Below are 21270 nucleotides of genomic sequence, written 5' to 3' on the forward strand. Positions count from 1 at the left end.
GGATGCCGCTATCCGGTCGACAAGCGGTGGTGGCACTCCGATGATCTTTACAAGGCTCGGGAGCCGTGCGAGCGTCGGTCCGTGCTCCCCATTTGCCTTAGCAACTCCTCCGCAGGCTCCGCTCGGCGTCCTCGGGGTTCTGTTCCTTACGTTCGCCCTCGGAAACTTCGTCTTGCGGCTGTGGGCCGAGCGCCGGCTGTGGGCAGGCAGAGCGCTGCCGGGACCATTCCGAACGCTTCGCCTGTTCGTTAACCACCCGAAGCTCTTCTTCGGCGCCCTGTTCGCGCAGATCACAATCGGCATCCTGCTGTTGGTCACCGCGATCGTCTCGACCGATCGTTGACCAGACCATTGCATGAGGGGCGTGGGGTCTACCGATGATGCCTGGCTGTGGCCAGCCGTCCGGCCGTTTGGCGATGCGGGGAAAGCCCAGCATGACCGTGCGTTGCTGGACACCCGCAACGTGATCGTGACGCTGGCCCGGATCCGGACCACCCTGGCGACGGGCGGGATCCGGTCCAAGGACGCCGCGGCCGACTTCGTCCTCGACCGCCTGCCGGCCGCGCACCGCCCGGTGCTGGCCGACGACGCCCGGGCGATCTATCGCGGGCTCGCCGCCGAGACCTGGGACGCGCTGCGGGACCGGGTCCGCCGCCACGCCGCCCATTAGATCGCGGAGATCGCGCGGCCGGCGGCGGACCCGTGACCTGGGCTACCGCTCGTCGAGCAGGTCGCGCAGCTCACGCAACGCTTCGCGGAGCCGGTCGGCAAACGTGTACATCATGCCGGCGACCGGGCGCGGGGTGCTGAGGTACAGGTTGAACCGGTCCGGCAGCAGCACGTACGCGATCCCGATGCAGCGACTGCTGGTGGCCCCGAACCCGAAGTAGCGGATGCTGGTCGACGGCGCCGAGCTGGTGCTCAGGTAGTCGTCGCGCATTGTGAGCCACCCCGGCGTCTCGTACAGCCGGGACGACTCGGGCACGCCGAGCGCCGCCCCACGCCGCTTTTGGATCAGCTGCAGCTCCCACAGGTGCTGCTCCGGTGCCGCACCGGCCTGGCACTGCTTCGCCCGTTCGACATGCTTGTCGGCCGCGGCCCGGAACGCCGCCCGCCGCTCGTCGGGTGACGCGGCGGGCTCGTCCATCGTGGACGCGAACCGCAGCACCTCGGGCGTGACGACGCGCATCGCCTCGGTCCGTCCCCGCAGGTACTGGCGGGTGGCGATGGACTCGTACGTGGCGCCGATGAAGCCCTTGGCCCGCTTGTGCGCGAGCTGGTATGCCATCTGCACGAACGCGTCCGGCGACATCCGCAGCCGCTTGACCTCGTCCACCCCGAACTCGTCGAAGGACAGGGTCACGGTGGCGGTGTCCGCGCCGTATTGGGCGAACGACCGTGCCGCGGCGGCGATGTCGGCCCGCAGCGCGTCGTCGAGCACGAACGTGACCGGCTCGATCGCCGGCACCCCCTGCGCCGCCGCACCCGACTGCGCGGCGTGCTCCTCGGGCGACGCGGCGAGCATCGTGTCGACGAAGCTGAGGATGGTGGTGCCGTCCAGCCCGCAGTGCTCGACGTTGATGCCGGCCGTGCCGTCAGCGAACACGATGAGCGACACCGCCTTGTCGAACCACCGGTTGCCGCTGTCGCCGTGCAGCAACTGGTCGCAGGCCGCCAGGTCGTCGGCCGGCGTCAGGTCCTCTAGGCACACGCAGAACAGCGCCGTCTCGATGGTGTCCAGCGCCGCGGCGTTACCGGGATCCAGTGCCGCCAGCCGGTCCCTGGCCGCCGCCCACTCGGCCCGGGCCATCGTGGTGAGATGACCGGCCGCGGTGGCCGTCGCGGCCCGCGCGGCACCGGCCTTCTGCACCTCACGCAGGCCGGCCGCCAGGTCGTCGAGGGAGTACGGGCGCCCGTCCGGACCGACCACGTCCATCCGGAACGCGTTGCCGCGCTGGAACACCACGATGTGCCGCTCCGTCGACGGGCCCGGCATCTCGTCGCTGTACGGCGCTCGGACGGTGTCCTGCACCGGCCCCGGGATGCGGGTGGTCGAGAACAGGAACTTGTTTTGCTCCATCGACAACGGCTGCCCGCGCGTCACGATCGGCGAGATGCGCTCGTCGTCGAGCTGGGTCTTGTAGTTCACGGCGGCGGCGATGAGCCTCGCCGCGCGCTCCACTTGCGGCTCGGCGAACCCACGCAACGGCGTGTCGCGGAACAGGAAGATGAAGTTGGCGTTCAACGCGATCCGGTCCCGGCGACCGAGATAGCGCGCCGGCCAGAACGTGTCCAACCAGCTGTGCGTGGCCGGATCCGCATTGTACCGCACCAGATCGGCGTGCAGCTTCGGCCCCGGACCGTCGGCCCGCCCGAACTCCTGCACCGCGGCCTCGGTGTCGGCGAACTCTTCCTCCGTCAGCAGCGGCGCAGACCACTCGAGGAACCGGGCGCAGGTGTCCTCCAACGCGGGCAACGGCACCCGCGGCAGCGTGTCCTCGTTTTCGAACGTGCTCACTCGGTCTCCTGGAATTCGCTGCTCATCGGGCGGCCTTCTGAATCAGTGACTGGTCAACGTCAAAGGTCAAGGGGTCGGGAGTGCCGATGGGCCGGGAAACGTAGAGCTGAGCGTACAACCAGCCGTCGGTCTCCAGACCCTCCGGATCAACGTCGGCGGCGGACATCGTCTCCAGCACCTGCCGCTGTTCCCGGTCGGACGCGAAACGGCGCTGCCGGAACGTCCGGTCCACCCGCACCGTGTCGTAACCGAGGGCCGCGAGGCTGTCGGCGATCGGTTCGAACGGGAACATCCGCAGCGCGAAATGCGCCATCCACGGCAGCCGGTCCCGGCGGGAGTCGACCACGCGCACGAGCGTCCGGCCGGTGACGTAGCCGAGGCATCCGGTGGAGATCACGATGTCGGCACCGGCGAACAGGGCGCGCTGCCGCGCCGTGGGTTCGCGCGCCTCTAGGTCAGCCTGCACGGCGTCGTCGAGGAACCCGGCCGCCGATGCGTACCCCAGCGCCGGCCGGGACACGTCCAGCCCCACGAACCGGGCCGGGGACCGGTGCGCCCGGACCAGCTCACGATCGCGCTCCAGCAGCGCTTGCCGGGTGCACTCGGCGCCGGCGTAGCGGTCGTACAGGTCGTCCATGGTGGCGTCGCAGCGCAGCAGCGCCGCGTTGACGCCGTAGGAGCAGCCGACGTCGACGACGGTCGGGACGGCCACCTGCCGCGATTGGCGGTACTGCCCGATGATTTGCTGGAAATAGGGCTTGGCGAGTTGGGGAATGTAATAGTCGAGCTCACGCAGGGTGGTGAAATAGGCGCGGGGATCGGGTTGCGTGTAGATGCCGTCGAGGGAAACTTTTCCGGTCCGGTCGAAACGCACGGGGGCGGCTCCTCGCGATTACTAGTCCAGCAGCTGGTCGACTCGCACGGCATTGCGCTCGGCGTCGCGGTGCGCGGGCAGGACCCGGCCGAACAGCTGCCGCGTACGGGCGACGCTGCCCATCACGCCGGGGCGTTCGGAGTAGGCGAAGATCGCTGAGTGCCGGGCGGTGGCGCCGCGCACCGCGCTCACCCGGTGCAGCGCATACCGGCCCTTGAACAGCTGGAGGTCACCGGGGCGCAGGGTCAGGGCCCGCACCGGCGAGCGGTCGGCGCCGGTGAGCACCGAACGGACGGCGCCGAAGTTCTCCGCGCCCGCCGAACGGATGTTCGGGCAGTACTCGAAGACGCCACCCTCCTCCGGCTCCTGGGTCAGCATGCTGACGGTGAACTCGTTGGTGTCGAAGTGCCACGGGTGCTCCATGCCGGGCTGCACGACGTTGAGCACCAGACCGGACAGCGGGTCGGCGAGCTCGTGCAGCTCCGGGAGTTCGAAGCAGGCGGCGACGAAGCGCACGAACGACGCGTCGGTGTAGAGCCGGTGGATGACACTGTCGGTGGGGATCCGGTCGCGCGGGACGAACGCGTTGCCGCGCTGCATGACGATGCGGCCCGGGTGCTCGGCCGGCAGGTCGTCGTCGAACGCGATGTTGTAGACGTTGGTCTCCTCAACGTCGTAGTACGCCAGCGGGGCGACCCCGGCGCCTTCCCGCCGCAGCGCCTCCCAGCTGCTCGGCAGAATGAACTCCGGCAGCACGCTGCACCCGAGTTCGCGCAGTTCGGTGCGCGTTCGGGAAACGACGCGGTTCCATGCGTCGCTTCCCGGGTTGGCCAGTGGATAGCGCGCGGTGTCCACGATATTCATTTGGACGGACCCCTTCTTCAATGGTGGCGGCATGAAGAAATGCGGAATCCTAACAAGATTCACCGGCGTCTAGCCCCATGTTGGTTACATTGTTCACAGCGCCGCGGCCGGAGCGCGGCCCGCTGGACCAGCCCAACTACTGGTAGTCCGCCCCGGGGCCGGCCGACGGTCATGGCGCGTCCCGTCGTGCGGCCGAGGCGCTACGGGCGGCGTCCGAACAGGCCCGGAACGTCGTGCTGAGCACCGTCTCCCCGGCCCGGGTCAGCTCACCGCGCAGGAACACGGTGCCGCGACCGCGACGGGTCGTCGACACGGCGGTGTCCAGCACGCTCAGCACCCCGGCAGACTGGCTGTGGCCGTTGTGGGTCGAGCCGCTCGATTCGGCCGGACGGGGCGGATCGACGGTGTCACCACCGCATGCCGCGCTCGCCGCGGCCACGGCCAGGGCAGTCGCTGCCACCACGAGCCGCCCGCCGGTCCCCGTCGCGCGTCTGGCCTGTGCCCGCCCTGTCGTCGGACCGCGTCCAGCGGCGAGCGTTTGCGGCACGGGTACGTGTGACATGAAGCCTCCCGGCAATCGGAGAACGAGGCCGACCCGCGCTAACCGTGTCACGGGATGGCCAGTGCTTCGGTCGGGGCCAGGCGGGAGGCCCGGACCGCGGGGTAGAAACCGGCTACGGCGCCGATGGCGAGGGTGGCGGCGAAGCCTCCGGCCATGACCCAGGCCGGGACGACGGTGGGCCAGTGCTGGGTATACGCATAGGCGGTGGTGACGGCGATGCCGAGCAGGACGCCACCGGCACCACCGAGTACGCACAGCAGCAGTGCTTCGGCCAGGAACTGCAGCCGTATCTGACCCCGGGTCGCGCCGAGCGAACGGCGTAAACCAATCTCCGCTCGGCGTTCCAGCACCGAAATCACCATCGTGTTGGCCACTCCCACGCCGCCCACGAGTAGGGCGACGGCGCCGAGACCGAGTAGCAGGCCGGTGAAGGCTTGGTCGGTAGCCTGCTTCGCGGCGAGCGCGTCGGAGGGTCGGGATACCTCGACCTCGTTTGGGTGCTGTGGGTTGGCGGTGGCCGCGAGTACCGATCGGACATCTTCCACGGCGTCCTCGCGGGTGCGGGTGTAGACCGTGGTGGGGTGACCGTCGAAGGCGAGTAGGGCTTGCGCCACCGGCCAGCCGATCAGCGCGGCCGAGTCAAGTTCGGGCGCCAGCTCCACCGGGTGGAGAATGCCCATCACGGTGAACCAGTGCCCGCCGAGCCAGATCTGCACGTCGGAGCCTGCGGCGCCGATGCCTAACCGCTCGGCCGCCACGCTGCCCAGGACGACGCCCGGGTAGCGGGCGGTGGCCTCGTTGAGCCAGCTCCCGTTCGCCACCTGGGCCCCGACGGTGGCGGGCAGGTCGGTGCGAGCCGCCAGCACCGCCAGACCGCCGGACTGTGCGGCGGGGACGCGGTCGTTGCGGTAGACCTTGGCGTTGGTCACGGCCCCTGTCGCGCTGACCGAGGTTACCGGCGGGATCCGGCTGATCATTCGGATCGCCTCGTCGGGCAGGTACGCCGCCTCGCCGGACAACGTCTTGCCGGGGCCGGCGGTGAGCAGGTTGGTGCCCAGTCGGTCCAGGGTGCGTTGCAGGTCGGCCTGGCTGGACGCGGAGATACCCACGACCGCCACCATGGCGGCGATGCCGATCGCGATGCCCAGGGCGGACAGGAACACCCGCGTCGACCGGGTACGCAATCCCGCGCTGCCGACGCGGAGCACATCGTCTGGTCTTAGCCGCCGGGCACGCAGAGCGGGCCGCCCATCCGCCACGACACTCATCGCCAGCCCCCACTCCGTCGCTCGGCGCTCATCCGCCGCCGTGCTAATCGCCGTTGCCTCGCGACTACGCCCATCAGGCCGGCACCTCCGCGTCGGTGACGATCTGGCCGTCACGCATTTCCACCCGGCGCGGCAGTTGTGCGGCGATGTCCCGGTCGTGGGTGATGATCACGACGGTGGTACCCGCCGCGGCGAGGTCGCGCAGCAGGGCCATCACGGCGGCACCTGTGCCGGTGTCCAGGTTTCCGGTCGGCTCGTCGGCCAGCAGCAGCGCCGGTTCACCCACGACCGCCCGGGCGATCGCCACCCGTTGCCGTTCGCCGCCGGACAGCTCGTGCGGTAGGTGGTCCAGCCGGTGCGCCAGACCTACCCGGTCCAGCGCCGCTCCGGCTCGGCGGCGGCGCTGGCGTACCGGCACGCCCGCGTAGAGCAGCCCGTCCGCGACGTTGTTCAGCACGCTGACCCCCGGCGCCAGGTGAAACTGCTGGAACACGAAACCGATCCGGGCCGCCCGCAACGCGGAGACCTCGCGATCGGACAGCTCCGCCACGTCGTACCCGTCGACCCGCACGGTGCCGCCGGACGGCCGGTCCAGCGTGCCCATCAGATTCAGCATGGTGGACTTGCCCGAACCGGACGGGCCGACCACCGCGACCAGGTCGCCGTACCCGATGCGCAGCGACACCCCGCGCAGCGCGGCCACCCCGCCCGGGTAGACCCGTCTGGCCCCGTCGAGCGCGACCACGGCCCGGCTCACTTCGGCACCCCCACCACGGTGTCGGTGGTGATCCCGTCGCCGCTGACCTCCACCCGACCCCCGGCGAACATCCCGGTCTCGACGGCCACGATCTGGGTGGTGCTGCCCTCAACGACCTGGACGCCGTACCCGCCCTCGGCGAGCGCGAGCAGCGCGAGAATGGGTACTGTCAGGACGTCCTTGTGCTGGCTGGCCACGAACGTGACCTTGACGGGACTCTCGTCCAGCGAGCCGAGCTTCTTCTGGTCAGCGATGGAGACGATGACCTCGACGGTGGTGGTCGTCGACCCGCCGCTGCTGCCCGTCTGGGTCTCGGCGACCCGGCCCACACTGGCCACGGCACCGGCCACTGTGGACTCGTCGGGCAGTTTCACCGTCACCTTTGCCCCCGTCTTGGCCAGACCACGCTTACTCAGCTCCAGGTCGACCGAGACCTGGCGGGTGGTGCCGGTATATGTCAGCACCGGGCCGCCGGCCGGGGCACCGATCTCCGCCTTGCGCTCGGCGACGCGGATCGCCCCGGGCGCGTAGACCACCGCCTCCGGCGTGACCGCCCCGGTCTGGGTCAGGCCGAGATCCTCCTGCCAATCCTTGACGGCCGCGGCCGTCGCCGAGCTGTACGTGTCGTCCACCGTGAAGCCCCGGTAGCCCAAGGCGGCGAGATTCTGCTCGAACTGCTTGACGTCGCTGCCGGTGACGCCCGATGCGAGGGTCCGGTACATCGGGACCGAACCGTACAGCAGCACCACCGGCTTTTCGTCCACTTTGTACACCGTCTTACCGCGCTCTACTGTGGATCCCGGTGTTGGCAGCCAGGTGACCCGGCCGCTGCCCTGGCCGTTGACCGACGTCACGGCCCCGTATCCCAGGGTTCCGTCCACGTCCGCGGTCTCGGTGAGCGTCATCCGGGTGACCTTCGCCGTACCCGGGGGCATCGTGCTGGACGCCGGCTTTTCGGTGGTGCCGCCGCCGAACCCGAGCGCCGCCGCAGTCCCACCACCGACAGTCACCAGGACCACACCCGCCATGGCCAGAACGCGTATCCGTCGCCGGCGCCGCCGGGCGCCGACCGTACCCTCGCTCATGAGCCCGGCCCCGGTTGCAGAGCGGCGCACGCCTCCTCCGCCGCCTGGTAGGCGGCGTCCTCGGGATCGATCCCGGCGCCTTGGATGTCCATAAGACCATCGGCCTGCGGATCCGGGAACTTGGCGATACCGTGCTCACGCATGCACTGCGCGAACTTGCGCAGCTGATCGATCCGCTCCGCGCTTGGCTGCCGCAGTTCGCCGCCGTCGGGCATGTACTGCCGGCACGCCTCGGTCGCGGCGTCCAGCTTGTCCTTGCTGGCAGCGCCCTTACCGAAGACGCTCGACCCGTCCGTGCCCGGGTCGGGCATGTCGATACCCTGGTCGCGCATGCACTGGGCGAACTTGAGCGCCCGCTCATCGCTGGACAGGCTCGCCGTCGCCGCCGGCGTCGCACCCCCGCTCCCGCCGCCCGCGGTCGGAATGTCGCTGCCCTTCTCCGAGCCGCAGGCAGCCACCGCGAGCACCAACACGGGGACGATCACGGCCAGACCTAATCTCGTTCTCATCGGCGCACTCCTCAGGATGAGTCGGCCGGAACCGCCCGGCACGACTCGTAAAGGTGTATCGCCGGGACAGTTGCGGGAATGTTTCACGGCCGAACGACCAGCCGACCGAAGCGACGAAACGACGCCGCAACAGGATCCCGGGCAAACTTGGAAAGCCGGGTACCCACGACCCGGCGGCACGGCGGGAAGGGGCAGGGCAGTGCGGATACTTGTCATCGAGGACAACGCAGAAATAGCCGAGATAGTCGCCGCCGGACTACGCCGGAAGCAGATGACTGTTGATGTCGCGCTGGACGGACGAACCGGCCTTAACCGCGCGGTCGACAACGACTACGACGTCATCGTGCTCGACCGGGATCTACCCGGCGTCCACGGCGACACGATCTGCAAGAAACTGGTCACGGACGGCTGCCGCAGCCGCATCCTCATGCTCACCGCCGCGGACTCCAACGACGACCTGGTCGACGGGCTCCGACTCGGCGCCGACGACTACCTACCCAAGCCGTTCGACTTCCCAGTGCTGGTCGCCCGGATCGGCGCGCTCGCCCGCCGTGTGCACCCCGTCCTACCTCCCATCCTTCGCCACGGCGACGTCGTGCTCGACGCCGCGCGCCGCACCGCGTACCGAGGAGAACGGCCGGTGGAGCTCACACCCAAGGAGTTCGGAGTGCTGGAGGTGCTGCTGGCCGCGCAGGGCCGCACGGTCTCCGCCGAAGAACTCCTGGAACGGGTGTGGGACGAGTTCGCCGACCCGTTCACCACCGCCGTCAGGGTCACCATGAGCCGGCTCCGTACCAAGCTCGGTGACCCACCGGTCATCGAAACAGTGGCCAAATCCGGCTACCGGATCTGAGGTGGCTTTGTTGAAGCGACTCCCATGGCACCCGCGGCTACCGCAGCGCACGGTGCGGACAAGACTGACGCTGCTCTACGGCGGCCTCTTCCTGGTCTGCGGCATCGGATTGCTTGCCACCACCTATGTTCTGCTGCAACACACGAGCACCAGCGTTTTCTGGGCCAGCCAGGAGAGCATCCTCGTGGTCCGCCAGGACGGCAGCACCTTCGTGGTCAAACCGGACAGCATCCAGCCTCTAGCTAAGGACACCCAAGGCGATCCAGGCTCGGTCACAGGCCCGCCGCCGAACGGCACATTGAATCCGCAACAGGTCCAAGCCGCGAACGACCTGCTGGCGAAGCGCGAGAACGGCAACAACCACACGCTCCTCACCCGATCGGGGGCCGCGTTTGCCCTCATGTTCGCCGTATCCCTGGGACTCAGCTGGCTAGCGGCCGGTAGGATCCTGCGCCCGATACGCACCATCACCACCTCGACTCGCCAGATCTCCGCCACCAACCTCCACCGGCGCCTCGCCCTGCAAGGCCCCGGCGACGAACTGAAAGAACTCGGCGACACCATCGACGACCTGCTCGCCCGCCTGGAGGCGTCGTTCCAGTCCCAACGCCGGTTCGTGGCCAACGCCTCACACGAACTGCGTACCCCACTCACCCTGCAGCGCCTAGTGGTCCAGGTCGCCCTGGCCGACCCCGACGCCACCGTCGAATCGCTCCGCACCGCCCACGAACGCGTGCTCAACACGACGTACCAACAGGAACAGCTGATCAACGCGCTACTGACCCTGGCCTGCGGAGAGCGCGGGCTCGACCGCCGGCAGCCGGTCGATCTGACCGACGTGACCACCGAGGTACTCCTCGCTCGGGAAACCGAGACCGGCCGACGCGGGCTGCGGCTCACCACCCGACTCGACCAGGCCCACATCCTCGGCGACCCGCGCCTGATCGAACGCCTCGTGGTCAACCTCGTCGACAACGCGCTGCGGTACAACGTGGCCTCCGGTCGGCTTGAGGTATCGACCACGACCAGGGCCGGCACCGCGATGCTCACAGTGACAAACTCCGGTCCGGTGGTACCGGCCGACCAGGTGTCCCGGTTGTTCCAGCCGTTCCAGCGCATCGACGCGGACCGGACCCACCACGACGGCGGCCTCGGCCTCGGGCTATCCATCGTCCAGGCCATCGCGAACGCACACAACGCCACCATCTCAGCCCACCCGCGCCCCGAGGGCGGTATGGAAATCACCGTGACCTTCCCCAGCGCCGAACACCCGGTCGCCGCCGGCACCCGCCCCGGACTCACGGCCGCGGAGCGAAACTGGGAAACCACACCCCTATCAGAGATCAAACCAGCGTGTTAATCATCTGCACGCCCTTAGAACCCCGCCTCCCGCGATGTCTTGACACAGAGGGGAGCCACGTCCGAGCGCTGGCGGCCGGCGCCGACGTCACCTTGAGTGACGAGCGCCTCGCGGCATGGAAACCCGTCGCCGCCGCCCTGGTCATCCTCCACATCGAGCACGGACGAACCACATGAACCGGACACCACGCACAGTCACCGACCATTACTCGGAAAGGCTCAATGGCTTCGTAGGCCGCCTCCTGGGAGCCTCTGGAGAGTTGGACCTGTGTCGACTACCAACCCCCAGGCTTGACGACAGTCGTCCGTTACGCTGTCTCCGACTCCACCAGTCGGAAGCGGGGCCAACAGGGTGAACAATCTGCCAGCCAAAGTGAATGAAACTGGCGCAGTTGATCTTTAGAACCCCAGGTCAAGAAGCCTGCTCCCCGCGCACGCGGGGGTGATCCCGCGCCCAGGTGGAGCAGCAGCAGCGCCACGCGGTGAGCGCGAGGAGGGTTGCCGGTGCCGGTACGAGCGCCTCCTCGGCGCGGCGGGTGACGTCCGCCCAAAACGTGACGTGCCGGTCATGCGGCTCGGTGAGGTCTACGGCAAGGTCCCGCACCGATGGCCGCTTCAGGAGCAGGGTGAGCCAGGCCGCCTCGTCGTCGGTGAGACGCTTGCCGCCATCGTGCTATCGCAGCGCGTCGCGGACCGCTTGCGCGCCGGCCTCGTCCACGCCGGTGCTGCCGGCGGCGCTCACCGTCTTCAGGCGGGTGACCGCCGCCCTGGTGGCGTCGCGCATGCCATCACGGGCGGCACCGTCGACGGGCGCGAACCGAGCGGCCACGGCCGCCCTGTCCGGTAGCGCGACCAGCCCGGCGGCGGTTGCCTGCACCGCGACGAGTGAGGCGGTGGGGTCGAACGGGATTCCCTGCGGTGGGCAGCAGGCGGGGTTGTCGCAGTCGAGGTTGAAGACCCGTGTACCGGCGACCCGCAGCAGCTCCCGGACGGGGATACCGCTGGCCGTGAACGCCTGGCCGACGGTGCGCAGTGCCGGGTCAACGTGGTCGGTGTCCCCGTAGCCGACGATCATGAGGTCGGTGATCGGCTGCTGCCGCACGACCGGGACCAGGTTGGCGGCGAGGTCCACGAGTTGGCTTGCGGGAGTACCGGGGGTGGGCAGGTCGCTGCGGGCGGCGAAGACGATCTGGCGGTCCCTGCTGGCGATCACGACGATGCTGCCGTCGCTGGGTCTGAAGCCGAGCAGGTACGGCACCGCGGTCACCAGGTCGGCTGGGGATCGCACGGTCAGCTTGTTGTCTGGGAACGGCATGATGATCTCCAATGCGGATTACAGGTGGGTAGATGACCGAGGGTTCAGTCGCTGTCGGGGTCCAGGTAGAGGTCGATACCGACGGTCTCGACGCTGGCGGTCACCGTGACCAGGGCGTAGTCGATGCCGGCCAGCGCTTGGGCCAGGTCTGCGCGGGCAAGGACCTCGGCCATCGCCGTCGCGTCGTCGGAGGTGGCGTGGCCGCGGAGCCACATGTCGTACTCGTGCCGCCACGGAATCCGCCAGCTGTCCTGGTCGCGCGTGGCGTACTCGGGGATGGTCCAGCCGTACGCGGTCCACGGCCGCGTCTCGTCCGGGCTGCTGGTGGTGGCCGCCCGCATCACGTCCCGTGCCGCGTCGCAGGCCTCCCGCGCGGTACCGGCGCCGGCCGGCAGCGTCAGGTCGGCGACCACCGTGACGTGGTGTGCCTGAGGCAGCCGGTCGAGCCCGAGATCGACCAGGAGCCGGTCGACCCGCTGCGCCGTGTGTTGATAGATGCCCCCGATCTCGTCGTCGACCAGGGCGCGGATCGCGCGGGCGCGGATGCTGCGTCGCAGGTCGGCGAGGGCCTGCACCGCCGCGTCACGTGCCGCCGTCGCGGCGGTGAGGTCGTCTGCGAGTTCGGTTAGCTGCGCCGCGCCGGCGACGGCCGGCGCATCGGCGTCGATGTCGTCCTGCGGGACGTCGTCGGGGCCGTCGGCGGCCTGCCACCTCAGCGCGGTTAGAGTGATGCCAGCGTCAGCCAGCGTGCTCAGGTGGCCCTCCACGATCGCGCGGGCGGCTTCGTACGCGTCGGCCTCGCGGGTCGCCGTGACCCATGTCTGGAGCGTGACCTGCGCGGTGATCCGGTACCGCTGCGGCCCAGGCTGGTCGCTGCCGTTCGGCACAGGCGTCACGTCGATGACATGTTTCGGGTAGACCGCCATCGCCGGCTGCAGCAGGCGCAGCTCGTCCGGTACGCCGAAGCGGGCCTGCTTGCGGGCCTCGTGGTGGTCAGTGTGCGACCGCGTGTGCGACAGCTGAGCTTCGGCGGAGACGGTCCATCGTTGCGGCAGCGGTTCCAGGCCCCACGTGGCGAGGGCGTCCTCGCAGCCGGGCCGGCAGATCAGCCGGTTGCACGTGGCGATGAGCGCGGAACGGGCCTCGACGGCCAGGGTCTGCCGCTGCTCGATGGCGGCGATCGTCTCGGCGTGCAGGGTACGGATCTTGTCCGTAAGGCTCGCGCTGGTCATCGCTGCGACGCCCGCTTGCCGGCGATGACCAGGTGGGTGTCCGCGACTGACTCGGCGCATGGAGCCAGCGCCACGGGGTGGGCCAGGCGGGAACGGGTGTTCTCGCCGACGAGTGCGGTGACACCGCTGAGGAGATCGGGCGGGGCTGCGTTGTGATGGTCGGCGCGGAAGCCGCCGTGTGCCAGGTGCATTGGTCCTCCTTGAGACATGAAGAAGGCGGCCACCGGGTGGTGGCCGCCTGAAGGGATGGGGATGCCGCGCCGCGCCCCCAGTCGCATGGGCGAGGGGCGCGGGGGTCTGTGGTGCCGGATCCGAGGCTGGCGGCGGCGGCCGACCGGAAGTGGTGGGCACGATGCCGTCGCGCGAGGCATCAGATCTGAGGCACATAAGAAGTAAGGAGAAACCTCAGGTTACCCGTGCGGGGAGCCCGTCGGCCGGGCTGTCAGGTTCGGCCTCCCGACAGAACCTGACAGCCCGGCGATGCCCGCGCTCCTGTCAGGTCTGCTCGTCAAAGCGGAACCCGGCGGGACTGCGGTACAGCGTGCTGATCGCGGCAGCCGCCGGTCCCGCTCTGCCCGGCCAGTGACGGGATACCAGGTGCGGGACTCATCGCCCCGAGCGACCCAGTCCCGCTGCGCCCTGGATCGGACTCGCTCGCCGGTCACCGGCGGGCCGGGGACCCGGCCATCGGGACCGTCCCCTGTCTGGCCGTTGCCGAGGCGGCCCCAGAGATAGAGCATGGCATGGCTATGACGGACGAGATGGGCTCCACCGGGACGGCCATAACTCCCCACCACGGGCTGACTGTCGCTGCTCCCGGTTACCGAAGGTAGCCGGCGCTGGTGCTTACCGCGCGGCGATCAGCGCCGACCCGCGCGTTGTCTGCGGCAGATGAGCGCCCCGCGACCTTTCAACGGGTTCCTCGGCGAAGCTGACTCCTGCGCGTTCTGCCAAGGTGAGGACCCTTCTATGGATGATTACCTTTGGCAACGGAGCCAGCGCATCGCATCAACATGATTCGGCCGGGCAAGGGTGCGGCTGGGGACGCCATACTGCCTTCGATGATCTCGTTGCTGCAACCGATGCACCACGCCTACCGGGTACGGTCCCTTTCCTTCCCTCTGTCGTCACCGAGGAGTCCGTCGCCACGGGGATCCGAGCCCGCCCGGAGCTGTTACTGCTGCGGGGTCGAGGAGTCGATGAGTCCTTGGAGAGCGGTGCGGGTGCTGAGGAGGCTGGCGATGCGTTCGTCGTAGGCTTGGAGGTGCTCAATGAGGGTGGGCACAGCGCAGGGTTCGAGCCGGCCGGGTTCATGGATGCACTCCAGCAGCTCGGCGATCACACGAGTCGGCAGGCCGGCCCCCAGCAGGAGGCGGATGGAGCGGACCTGCTCTACAGCCGAGGCCTCGAAGAGCCGCTGCCCGGTCGTAGAGCGCTCGGTGGCCAGCAGTCCTTGGTTGTCGTAGTAGCGCAGCAACCGCGGGCTCACCCCCGTGCGGGAGGCCAGCTCACCAACGCGCAGCAACTGCCTGTCCTGAACGCTTGCCTTTGACACTGGTGTCAGCTCCTACATTCCTGGCATGGCCATCTCGCTCACTCATCTCAACGGTAAGCCCGCCACCGCCAAGGACCTCGCACCGCTGGCGTTCGCTGGCTACGCCCACTTCACCGCGATGCAGGTCCGCGACCGGGCTGTCCGGGGCTTGGATCTACACCTGGAGCGCCTGCGCCGGGCGAGCGAGGTGCTGTTCGGCCAGCACCTACCCAACAGCCGGGTCCGCGAGTACCTGCGCGCGGCCATCGACGCGGGTGGACCGGATGCGTCGCTCACCTGCTTCGTCACCTCCCGGCCAGGGGAGTTCATGGCCACCAGCCCTGACCTGAGCCTGGACGTGCTAATCAAGCTCACTGATCCGGCCCAGCCGCCCGCCGGGCCGATGGCCTTGAACATCGTCCACCACCAGCGGCACCTGGCTGGCGTCAAGCACGTCGGCGAGGTCACCAAGACCTTGTGCCTCCGGCAGGCCCAAGCCCGCGGCTTCGACGACGCCGCTTTCGAAAACAGTGAGGGCCGGTTGAGCGAAGCGACCATTTGGAACCTGGCCTTCTGGGATGGCGAGCAGGTCATCTGGCCGCAGGCCGACATCCTGCCCGGAGTAACCATGCAGATCGTCACCCGCCAGCTCCAGAACCTCGGCGTCCCTCAGCAGACTCGCGAGATCCGCCGAGCTGACCTGAGCGAGGACATGGCCGGCGTCATCATGAATTCTTGGACCCCAGCCATTTCTGTCTCTCGCCTGGGCGACAGGCAGCTCGCGAACGGCGCCAACTTCGCCCAACTCCTGCACGAGGCCTACCAGACCGAGCCCTCAGCCCGGCCCTGAAACCGGTGTGAGCAGTTGGTTGACCGCCATCCGCTGCCGGGTGAACAGGTGGCGCTGCCGGACTACTGTTGCTCCGCATGACTCACGTCGATGCCGCAGTCAGGTTCACCAGCGCGAACAGCGGCAGATCCGGATGCCCACGCTTGGCGTCGCATACGACGTTGGCGATGGCGCGCACCGGTCGTGAGCCACGACGGCTGCGCCTTCACGGCGATCGGTGACATCGGCATGTCCAGCCGCGCCCCCGTCACCGCTCGTGGCCGTCGGGCTCGTGCAACCTCACATCCGCGATTTCAGTACGTCGAACTCGCAGCCTGGCAAGGACGGGTCGAAGCCGTGTTCGATCAGCCAGCGGGACGCCAGCAGGCTGCGCAACGACCACCAGGCGCGGATCACGTCCCGGTCGACGTCGGTGCCGTAACCGGCGAGGAGATCGCCGAGACATTCCTCGTGCCCGAGGGTTAGGGAGGCCAGGTCGAACAGCGGATCGCCGGGCGCCGCCTCGGACCAGTCGATCACGCCGGTGACCTCGTCGCCGTCGGTGAAGATGTGGGTGACCTGCAGGTCGCCGTGCATGAACACCGGCGTCCACGGCCGAATCGCGGCCTCGGCTATCTCGCGGTTGCGGTCAACCAGGTCGGCCGGCAGGACGCCGCTGTCGACGAGCCAGGCGCATTCGCGCTCGAGTTCCGCGTCCAGCCCGACGAGCTTCTTGCCGGCCCACGGCGGCAGTGGCGCGTCGTGCAGCTTCCGGATCGCAGCGCCCGCCGCGGCCCACGCCGCCGGTGACGCGGGCGACGGCTCGCCGAGACGGCCGAGTGCCTGGCCGGGGACGGCGGCGATCGCGAGGACGGGTGGCTTGCGCCACAGGACCTCGGGGGTCGGGACGGGCGCCAACCGCATCGCCTCGACCTCGACATCGATGCGCGCCTGATCGCTGTCGACCTTCAGGAACACGTCGCCGACGCGCAGGGTCGCGCGCTCGTTATGGGCGACGACGACCATGACCCCTTCCACGCCGGTCATTGTCGCGAGCTGATCATCGACGCCGCCACGGGGTTATTGCCTGCGAATCGAAATGCGTTACGGCGCACAGGTAAGCGATCTGGCCGACTCGCGCCCATCGGCAAAGCCGTGAACAGCTGATCATGTTCCGGAGGTCATGTAGGCAGCGAGGATGTAGTTGGGGTGTCGGTCGAGGTTCTTACGGGCGCGGTCGTAGCGCATGGTGGTTCGAGGGTCGGCGTGGCGGGCGGCGATCTGCACGTCGCGGAGGCTGACGCCGGCGTCGAGCATGGTGGTCACGAACGTGTGGCGCAGCATGTGGGGGTGCATCCTCGGCATCCGGATCCCCGCAGCAGCGGCGAGGTGTTTGAGTCGGCGGGTGGCGGCGTGTCGGTCCATCCGCCCACCGTGGGCGTTGCGCAGGATCGGGACGCTGGTGCGCTCGTCGACGGCCCGGTCGATGGCTCGGGCGACCGCGGGTGGCAGGGGGACGAGGACGACCTTGCCGCCTTTGCCGCGCACCCGTAGGACCCGGTGGCCGTGTTCCTCGCCCAGGTCGGCGATGTTCGACCCGCAGGCTTCGAAGATCCGCAAGCCGAGCAGGCCCAGGAGCGCGACCAGGGCGAAGTCGTTCGGGTTCGAGGACTGTCGGGCGGTGGTGATCAGGGCTTCGAACTGCAGGTGGCCCAGTCCGAGGGTCGGTGACTCGGCTGGCACCGTGGGCCGGCGGACGTAGTCGGCCGGCGAGTGCTCCAGGATGGCGTCGATGACGCAGACTCGATAGAACCCGACCACGACGGACAGACGCCGCGAGACTGTCGAGGGCTGGTACCGGCGTACGTCTTGCAGCCAGCGCACGTACCGCTCGACGTCCACCCGCGCCGCGGCCAGCGGGTCAAGGTCGTGGTCGGTGCACCAGCGGAGGAAGACCCGCAGGTCGGACTCGGTATGGACGCGAGTCTGCCCACGGTAGCGGCCCAGGAAAGCCGACACCGCGGCGCGCCCAACGAGTTGATCGGCCGGTATGACACTGGAAGCGGGAGCAGGAGAGGTAGTCATACATCGCCGTGCGTCACCAGCGGTGATGAACGCCAGCCCACCCGGAGCGTCAGAAGCGGATGCCGTCAGAGGCCGAACATTGGGCGACATGCTGCCATGCCGTTAACCCTTACTCCGAGCCGCTCTTGCTGAGTCCACTTCTGCCTGGTGAGCCGTAGGCGGTCGGACACAACGGCCTCGCCGTTGCGGGCGTCAACCGAGATGCCGTCGGCCTCGTAGCCGAGCTTGCGGGACACTCTCTGCGAGGCGTGGTTGTCCTGGAACACCTCGGTGAGCGCCGCACGCGCGTCGAGGTGGTCGAAGGCCAGCGTGAGCAGACCGACCCGAGCCTCGGTTCCGTAGCCCTTGCCCTGGTGTTCGATCCCTAGCCACGAGGAGGTCGTGACCTCTCGAACAACCAAGAAATCGCGTGCTCGAAGTGTGACCAGGCCGAGCGGGTTCCCGTCGTGGAAGACCGCGAGTCCGAGGCCCCACGCTGCCACGTTCCACCCCGCGAGCCGGCCCCAGTGTCCCTGCAGCACGAACAGCGCCCGATCCTCGGGACTGCCATCGGTCCACGGGGTCAGGAACGGACGCTCGTCCGCCCGGTGCACGCCGTTGCCTGCCAGGTGTGCGAGTGCGGCGAGTTCCTCCTCGCGGGGCAGCCGGAGTTCGAGTCGTGGCGTAAGGATAGTCAGGTTGTATTGGGGCCACAGGTCAGCAAGCACGGACCCGATCATGACAACTGGGCCAGCGCCACGCTATTGAGTTGCCGAGGCGTGCGCTGTCATCGGCAGGACCGCCCGTCGAGCGTCGGCTGGCCCGATACTCAACGTGACGCACCATCGGCGGCAGATCCGTGCGTTCCTCGCCGTCACCTTGCCGACCCTTCGGGCCGTTGGTGGTCTCCGAGTGCTCGACGAGGCTGCGTTGCACCGGATGGGGTACGGCTCCGAGTCGCGATCTCCTACCGGCCGGTGGCACCGTCGATGAGCTCTCGCAGGATGTCGGCGTGACCGGCATGCCGGATGGTCTCGCTCGTCATGTGGGCGAGCACCCAGCGAAGCGTACGAGGCGCGTCACCGACCGGCTGCGCGGTGAGGAGGTCGGGGCCAGCGGCTGCGATGATGTGGGCGTCGCTGTCGGCGATCGCGGTCCGGTAGCCGGCGATGATCTGTTCCGGGGACCGGTCCGGCTCGACCACCATGTCGAAGTCGACGTCGGCGTAGCGCCGGTCGCCGGCGAACGTGTAGCCGAACCAGTACCGTTCGGCGTCGGTCAGGTGCTGGACCAGGCCCAGCAGTGTGGTGTCGGAGACGACCAGGCGGCGCCGCAGCTGCTCCTCGTTCAAGCCGGCGACCTTCTTCAGCACGCATGATCGAGCGAAGGACAAGAAGGCGAGGGTGGTGTCGAGCTCGCCACCGTCGTTGCGCGGTACGGCTTCGCGTTGGGATTCGATCATGCCCTGACCTTACGTACTGTCATCCGGGAGAGGCAGGCGGGGACGTCATCCGTGCGGTACCGACCAGACGCCCGCTCATCGACACGACCGAGCGCTTCGCCCTACCCCGACGCCTGTCACGCAACGTGACGCCCGATCGGCGGCATGAGCGGACGTCCAGGGGGCGGCGATAGACTTGTCCTGCCCGTTCACCGATCATGAACCTCATGGAGGACCAGCAGGCGCCGCAGTCGGCCGAGGGTGAGGCGAAGGTCATCACGCTCTGCGGCTCGACCAAGTTTGAGGCTGAGTTCGCGGAGGTCAACCAGCGGCTCACGATGGAAGGTTGCGTCGTGATCAGCCTCGGAATGTTCAGCCTCCCCGATCTGCCGGACTACGACTGGACAGTCGACAGCTCGGACCTGAAGGGGCGGCTTGGCGGCGTGCACTTCCAAAAGATTCGCATGGCTGACGAGGTGTACATCGTGGATCCGGGCGGCTACTTAGGTGAGTCAACCCGACGGGAGATTGCCTACGCGGAGTCACTCGGCAAGCCGGTTCGGTATCTGAGTCGCGAGCGCTTGGCGCGAACGGGAGACGGCCCCCAAGAGTGAGTCCGACCGGGCGGTCCGCTCATCGACACGACCGAGCGCTTCGCCCTACCCCGACGCCTGTCACGCAACGTGACGCCCGATCGGCGGCAGATCAGTGCACTTGATCATGGGGATGCCGATTACGGTGAGTTCGAAGGCTTGGCCTTCTGCGGGTAGATCGTCTCATGACGGGCCAGCATGGCGACGAACTCGCCGATCTTCCGCTCGCGGGTCTTTGCCCGTTTGACGGCATTGAGGCGGTGGATGAGAGCGAACCGGTTGGTTCTGGTGAGTACGTCGAACATGGCCAGGGCGGCGGGGTCGGCGGCGATGGCGGCGAGTAGGTCGGCCGGTACCTCGGCTTCCGACGACGGGGCGTAGGCGGCCGCCCACCGCCCGTCCGCCTTCGCGGCTTCCACCGCGGCGCGGCCTGGGGGCATCATTCGCCCCTGCGCCTCCAGCCGGGCCACGTGGGCGACATTGCGTTGTGACCAGGAACTGCGGGGCCTGCGAGGGGTGAACCGGATCCAGGAGGTCTCCTGATCCCGTTTACGGGCCTGCCCGTCGATCCAGCCGAAGCACAGTGCCTCGTCGACCGCCTGCTGCCAGGTCAGCGTGGTGGCTGTGCCGCCTTTCTTGGTCAGAGCGAGCCAGACGCCGGGCGACGTAGCGTGGTTGGCCGACAACCACGCGCGCAGCCCCTCTGCGTCCCCGACGATCAACTCATCCAACTCGATGCTCGCCATGACGGCAGGCTAACGCGACTCGCCGGGCTGCCGGCGCGCCGGTCGCTCGGCGGACCGTCGGGGCAGGACCTCGATGCTCAGGACGATCTCGACCTCGGGCCGGCACGTCGGACTCCTCGTGCACGTGCCGCGTGCGGCGGGCGCCGTCCACGACAACGCACCTCTGACACTCGCCAGCGCCATCCACGGTGGCGGCCAGACGCCGTATGAGCCGCGACGCCCGGCGATCCACCCGCACACCTCAATCGCTCGGTCTGCGGCAGAAGATCGCGCAGGTCCCTCCGCACAGTCAGATCCCGAGGCGTTCGATCAGCGTCCCGATGTTGGGCGCAACCTCGATCCAGTCCGCCGTTGTGCTGAGGTAGATCACCGACGGGGCGGTCAAAGAAGGTTTGTAGTCCAACGTAAACGGCTGGTCGGGGCCGAGGTCACCGATCAGGAGAGACCGGTCAGGACCCACGTCGCCAGGCGGGCGCTGCCGGCCCGGCTGACCGAGATAGAACCCGCGATAGTCCTCAGGCATGTCGTCGAGCCAGCGCCTGTTGGCCGTCATCCGACTCAAGGGGAGGAACTGTGGGACTACCGCGTCATCGCCGAAGACTTCACGGTACGTCGAGGACGAGCGGTCTGGAGCTACCCACCGACCCCGCTGCACCGCACCGAGGAGCAACGACGGAACCGGCAAGCCGCCGGTGATCATATCGCTATCATCGGTGCGCGGAACGGTCCCCCACAAGTCAGAGTCCCTTCGACGCACACCTCAGCGGCCATGAGAGTTGCATGCTGTCTGCCAGCAGGGCTAGCCCCGTACTTCGCGGGTCGTTGATTCGTATGGTGTGACCGGTCCGGGGGTGTCCTGGGCCGGGG

Annotated in this window: 23 protein-coding genes and 1 pseudogene; 6 read left to right on the forward strand and 18 right to left on the reverse strand. The window is 68.7% G+C overall.

The genetic code is table 11. The features are described 5' to 3' along the window. Positions 1-172: 172 nt before the first annotated feature. Together C1I99_RS32515 and C1I99_RS01180 are read left to right on the forward strand one after the other, a co-directional pair. Complete coding sequence (locus C1I99_RS32515) at positions 173-343, forward strand: hypothetical protein (RefSeq protein ID WP_158553899.1); 171 nt, start codon at positions 173-175, stop codon at positions 341-343. A gap of 102 nt (positions 344-445) precedes the next feature. Next, complete coding sequence (locus tag C1I99_RS01180) at positions 446-670, forward strand: aminoglycoside adenylyltransferase domain-containing protein (RefSeq protein ID WP_199561863.1); 225 nt, start codon at positions 446-448, stop codon at positions 668-670. A 42-nt stretch (positions 671-712) separates the two neighbouring features. Here the strand turns inward: C1I99_RS01180 and C1I99_RS01185 are convergent, their stop codons facing one another. The 8 genes from C1I99_RS01185 to C1I99_RS01220 all read right to left on the reverse strand — a co-directional run bounded on the left by C1I99_RS01185 (position 713) and on the right by C1I99_RS01220 (position 8413). Next, entirely contained in the window at positions 713-2518 is a 1806-nt protein-coding gene (locus C1I99_RS01185) for a choline/carnitine O-acyltransferase (RefSeq protein ID WP_111132278.1), read from the reverse strand. A gap of 22 nt (positions 2519-2540) precedes the next feature. After that, on the reverse strand, positions 2541-3392 hold the full coding sequence (locus C1I99_RS01190; protein WP_111132279.1) for a class I SAM-dependent methyltransferase: 852 nt from the start codon (positions 3390-3392) through the stop codon (positions 2541-2543). Between the two features lie 21 nt (positions 3393-3413). Next, on the reverse strand, positions 3414-4256 hold the full coding sequence (locus tag C1I99_RS01195) for a HalD/BesD family halogenase (protein ID WP_111132280.1): 843 nt from the start codon (positions 4254-4256) through the stop codon (positions 3414-3416). A gap of 169 nt (positions 4257-4425) precedes the next feature. After that, positions 4426-4593, reverse strand: coding sequence for a hypothetical protein (locus tag C1I99_RS32520; RefSeq protein WP_158553900.1), 168 nt, complete (start codon positions 4591-4593; stop codon positions 4426-4428). A 272-nt stretch (positions 4594-4865) separates the two neighbouring features. After that, the gene (locus tag C1I99_RS01205; RefSeq protein WP_111132282.1) at positions 4866-6086 is read right to left on the reverse strand and encodes an ABC transporter permease; all 1221 of its coding nucleotides are present in this window, start codon (positions 6084-6086) and stop codon (positions 4866-4868) included. Between the two features lie 73 nt (positions 6087-6159). Further along, entirely contained in the window at positions 6160-6843 is a 684-nt protein-coding gene (locus C1I99_RS01210) for an ABC transporter ATP-binding protein (RefSeq protein WP_199561864.1), read from the reverse strand. Next, the gene (locus tag C1I99_RS01215; protein WP_233512250.1) at positions 6840-7871 is read right to left on the reverse strand and encodes a peptidoglycan-binding protein; all 1032 of its coding nucleotides are present in this window, start codon (positions 7869-7871) and stop codon (positions 6840-6842) included. Before C1I99_RS01215 ends, C1I99_RS01210 begins: the two co-directional genes overlap by 4 nt. A gap of 53 nt (positions 7872-7924) precedes the next feature. After that, positions 7925-8413: a hypothetical protein gene (locus C1I99_RS01220; RefSeq protein WP_111132284.1), complete on the reverse strand. Its 489-nt coding sequence runs from the start codon at positions 8411-8413 to the stop codon at positions 7925-7927. Positions 8414-8636: 223 nt separating this feature from the next. Between C1I99_RS01220 and C1I99_RS01225 the strand changes: the two genes are divergently transcribed. Further along, positions 8637-9290 carry a response regulator transcription factor gene (locus tag C1I99_RS01225; RefSeq protein WP_111132285.1) on the forward strand — a complete coding sequence of 218 codons (654 nt, stop codon included), beginning with the start codon at positions 8637-8639 and terminating at the stop codon, positions 9288-9290. Between the two features lie 52 nt (positions 9291-9342). Then, on the forward strand, positions 9343-10650 hold the full coding sequence (locus C1I99_RS01230) for a sensor histidine kinase (RefSeq protein ID WP_111132286.1): 1308 nt from the start codon (positions 9343-9345) through the stop codon (positions 10648-10650). A 411-nt stretch (positions 10651-11061) separates the two neighbouring features. Here C1I99_RS01230 and C1I99_RS01235 read toward each other — a convergent pair. From C1I99_RS01235 to C1I99_RS01250, 4 genes and pseudogenes are all read right to left on the reverse strand, one after another. After that, a pseudogene (locus tag C1I99_RS01235) lies at positions 11062-11964 on the reverse strand (DUF4192 domain-containing protein). Between the two features lie 44 nt (positions 11965-12008). Beyond that, positions 12009-13196, reverse strand: coding sequence for a hypothetical protein (locus tag C1I99_RS01240; protein ID WP_111132287.1), 1188 nt, complete (start codon positions 13194-13196; stop codon positions 12009-12011). After that, the gene (locus C1I99_RS01245) at positions 13193-13387 is read right to left on the reverse strand and encodes a hypothetical protein (RefSeq protein WP_111132288.1); all 195 of its coding nucleotides are present in this window, start codon (positions 13385-13387) and stop codon (positions 13193-13195) included. The genes C1I99_RS01240 and C1I99_RS01245 overlap by 4 nt, the downstream gene beginning before the upstream one ends. A gap of 983 nt (positions 13388-14370) precedes the next feature. Beyond that, positions 14371-14751: a MerR family transcriptional regulator gene (locus tag C1I99_RS01250; RefSeq protein WP_233512251.1), complete on the reverse strand. Its 381-nt coding sequence runs from the start codon at positions 14749-14751 to the stop codon at positions 14371-14373. Positions 14752-14776: 25 nt separating this feature from the next. Between C1I99_RS01250 and C1I99_RS01255 the strand changes: the two genes are divergently transcribed. Further along, the gene (locus tag C1I99_RS01255; protein WP_111132289.1) at positions 14777-15580 is read left to right on the forward strand and encodes an aminotransferase class IV family protein; all 804 of its coding nucleotides are present in this window, start codon (positions 14777-14779) and stop codon (positions 15578-15580) included. A gap of 279 nt (positions 15581-15859) precedes the next feature. On the opposite strand, the gene C1I99_RS01260 is transcribed toward C1I99_RS01255, so the two are convergent. The 4 genes from C1I99_RS01260 to C1I99_RS01275 form a co-directional block, all read right to left on the reverse strand. After that, on the reverse strand, positions 15860-16606 hold the full coding sequence (locus C1I99_RS01260) for a phosphotransferase family protein (RefSeq protein WP_199561865.1): 747 nt from the start codon (positions 16604-16606) through the stop codon (positions 15860-15862). 120 nt (positions 16607-16726) lie between these two features. Beyond that, the gene (locus tag C1I99_RS01265) at positions 16727-17578 is read right to left on the reverse strand and encodes a tyrosine-type recombinase/integrase (protein WP_199561866.1); all 852 of its coding nucleotides are present in this window, start codon (positions 17576-17578) and stop codon (positions 16727-16729) included. Between the two features lie 131 nt (positions 17579-17709). Then, positions 17710-18351: a GNAT family N-acetyltransferase gene (locus tag C1I99_RS01270; RefSeq protein ID WP_111132303.1), complete on the reverse strand. Its 642-nt coding sequence runs from the start codon at positions 18349-18351 to the stop codon at positions 17710-17712. Positions 18352-18590: 239 nt separating this feature from the next. Then, a complete protein-coding gene (locus C1I99_RS01275; RefSeq protein WP_111132291.1) occupies positions 18591-19085 on the reverse strand; it encodes a DinB family protein in 495 nt (164 codons plus the stop codon). Positions 19086-19291: 206 nt separating this feature from the next. On the opposite strand from C1I99_RS01275, the gene C1I99_RS01280 reads away from it, so the two are divergent. Continuing rightward, positions 19292-19678 carry a hypothetical protein gene (locus tag C1I99_RS01280; RefSeq protein ID WP_111132304.1) on the forward strand — a complete coding sequence of 129 codons (387 nt, stop codon included), beginning with the start codon at positions 19292-19294 and terminating at the stop codon, positions 19676-19678. A gap of 119 nt (positions 19679-19797) precedes the next feature. Here C1I99_RS01280 and C1I99_RS01285 read toward each other — a convergent pair whose 3' ends face one another. Then, the gene (locus tag C1I99_RS01285; RefSeq protein WP_111132292.1) at positions 19798-20403 is read right to left on the reverse strand and encodes a YdeI/OmpD-associated family protein; all 606 of its coding nucleotides are present in this window, start codon (positions 20401-20403) and stop codon (positions 19798-19800) included. 289 nt (positions 20404-20692) lie between these two features. Continuing rightward, entirely contained in the window at positions 20693-20956 is a 264-nt protein-coding gene (locus C1I99_RS32190; RefSeq protein ID WP_146603859.1) for an SMI1/KNR4 family protein, read from the reverse strand. Positions 20957-21270 lie beyond the last annotated feature (314 nt).

This window comes from Micromonospora deserti, from assembly GCF_003236335.1.
In the GTDB taxonomy this organism is placed as follows: Bacteria; Actinomycetota; Actinomycetes; order Mycobacteriales; family Micromonosporaceae; genus Micromonospora; species Micromonospora deserti.

What these genes read in the sequence shown, in the direction of transcription:
- C1I99_RS32190 (WP_146603859.1), bottom strand. Translation starts at nt 20,956, where the DNA reads ATGACGGCCAACAGGCGCTGGCTCGACGACATGCCTGAGGACTATCGC.
- C1I99_RS01195 (WP_111132280.1), bottom strand. Translation starts at nt 4,256, where the DNA reads ATGAATATCGTGGACACCGCGCGCTATCCACTGGCCAACCCGGGAAGC.
- C1I99_RS01275 (WP_111132291.1), bottom strand. Translation starts at nt 19,085, where the DNA reads ATGATCGAATCCCAACGCGAAGCCGTACCGCGCAACGACGGTGGCGAG.
- C1I99_RS01260 (WP_199561865.1), bottom strand. Translation starts at nt 16,606, where the DNA reads ATGACCGGCGTGGAAGGGGTCATGGTCGTCGTCGCCCATAACGAGCGC.
- C1I99_RS01240 (WP_111132287.1), bottom strand. Translation starts at nt 13,196, where the DNA reads ATGACCAGCGCGAGCCTTACGGACAAGATCCGTACCCTGCACGCCGAG.
- C1I99_RS01255 (WP_111132289.1), top strand. Translation starts at nt 14,777, where the DNA reads ATGGCCATCTCGCTCACTCATCTCAACGGTAAGCCCGCCACCGCCAAG.
- C1I99_RS01215 (WP_233512250.1), bottom strand. Translation starts at nt 7,871, where the DNA reads ATGGCGGGTGTGGTCCTGGTGACTGTCGGTGGTGGGACTGCGGCGGCG.
- C1I99_RS01285 (WP_111132292.1), bottom strand. Translation starts at nt 20,403, where the DNA reads ATGGCGAGCATCGAGTTGGATGAGTTGATCGTCGGGGACGCAGAGGGG.
- C1I99_RS01280 (WP_111132304.1), top strand. Translation starts at nt 19,292, where the DNA reads ATGGAGGACCAGCAGGCGCCGCAGTCGGCCGAGGGTGAGGCGAAGGTC.
- C1I99_RS01205 (WP_111132282.1), bottom strand. Translation starts at nt 6,086, where the DNA reads ATGAGTGTCGTGGCGGATGGGCGGCCCGCTCTGCGTGCCCGGCGGCTA.
- C1I99_RS01245 (WP_111132288.1), bottom strand. Translation starts at nt 13,387, where the DNA reads ATGCACCTGGCACACGGCGGCTTCCGCGCCGACCATCACAACGCAGCC.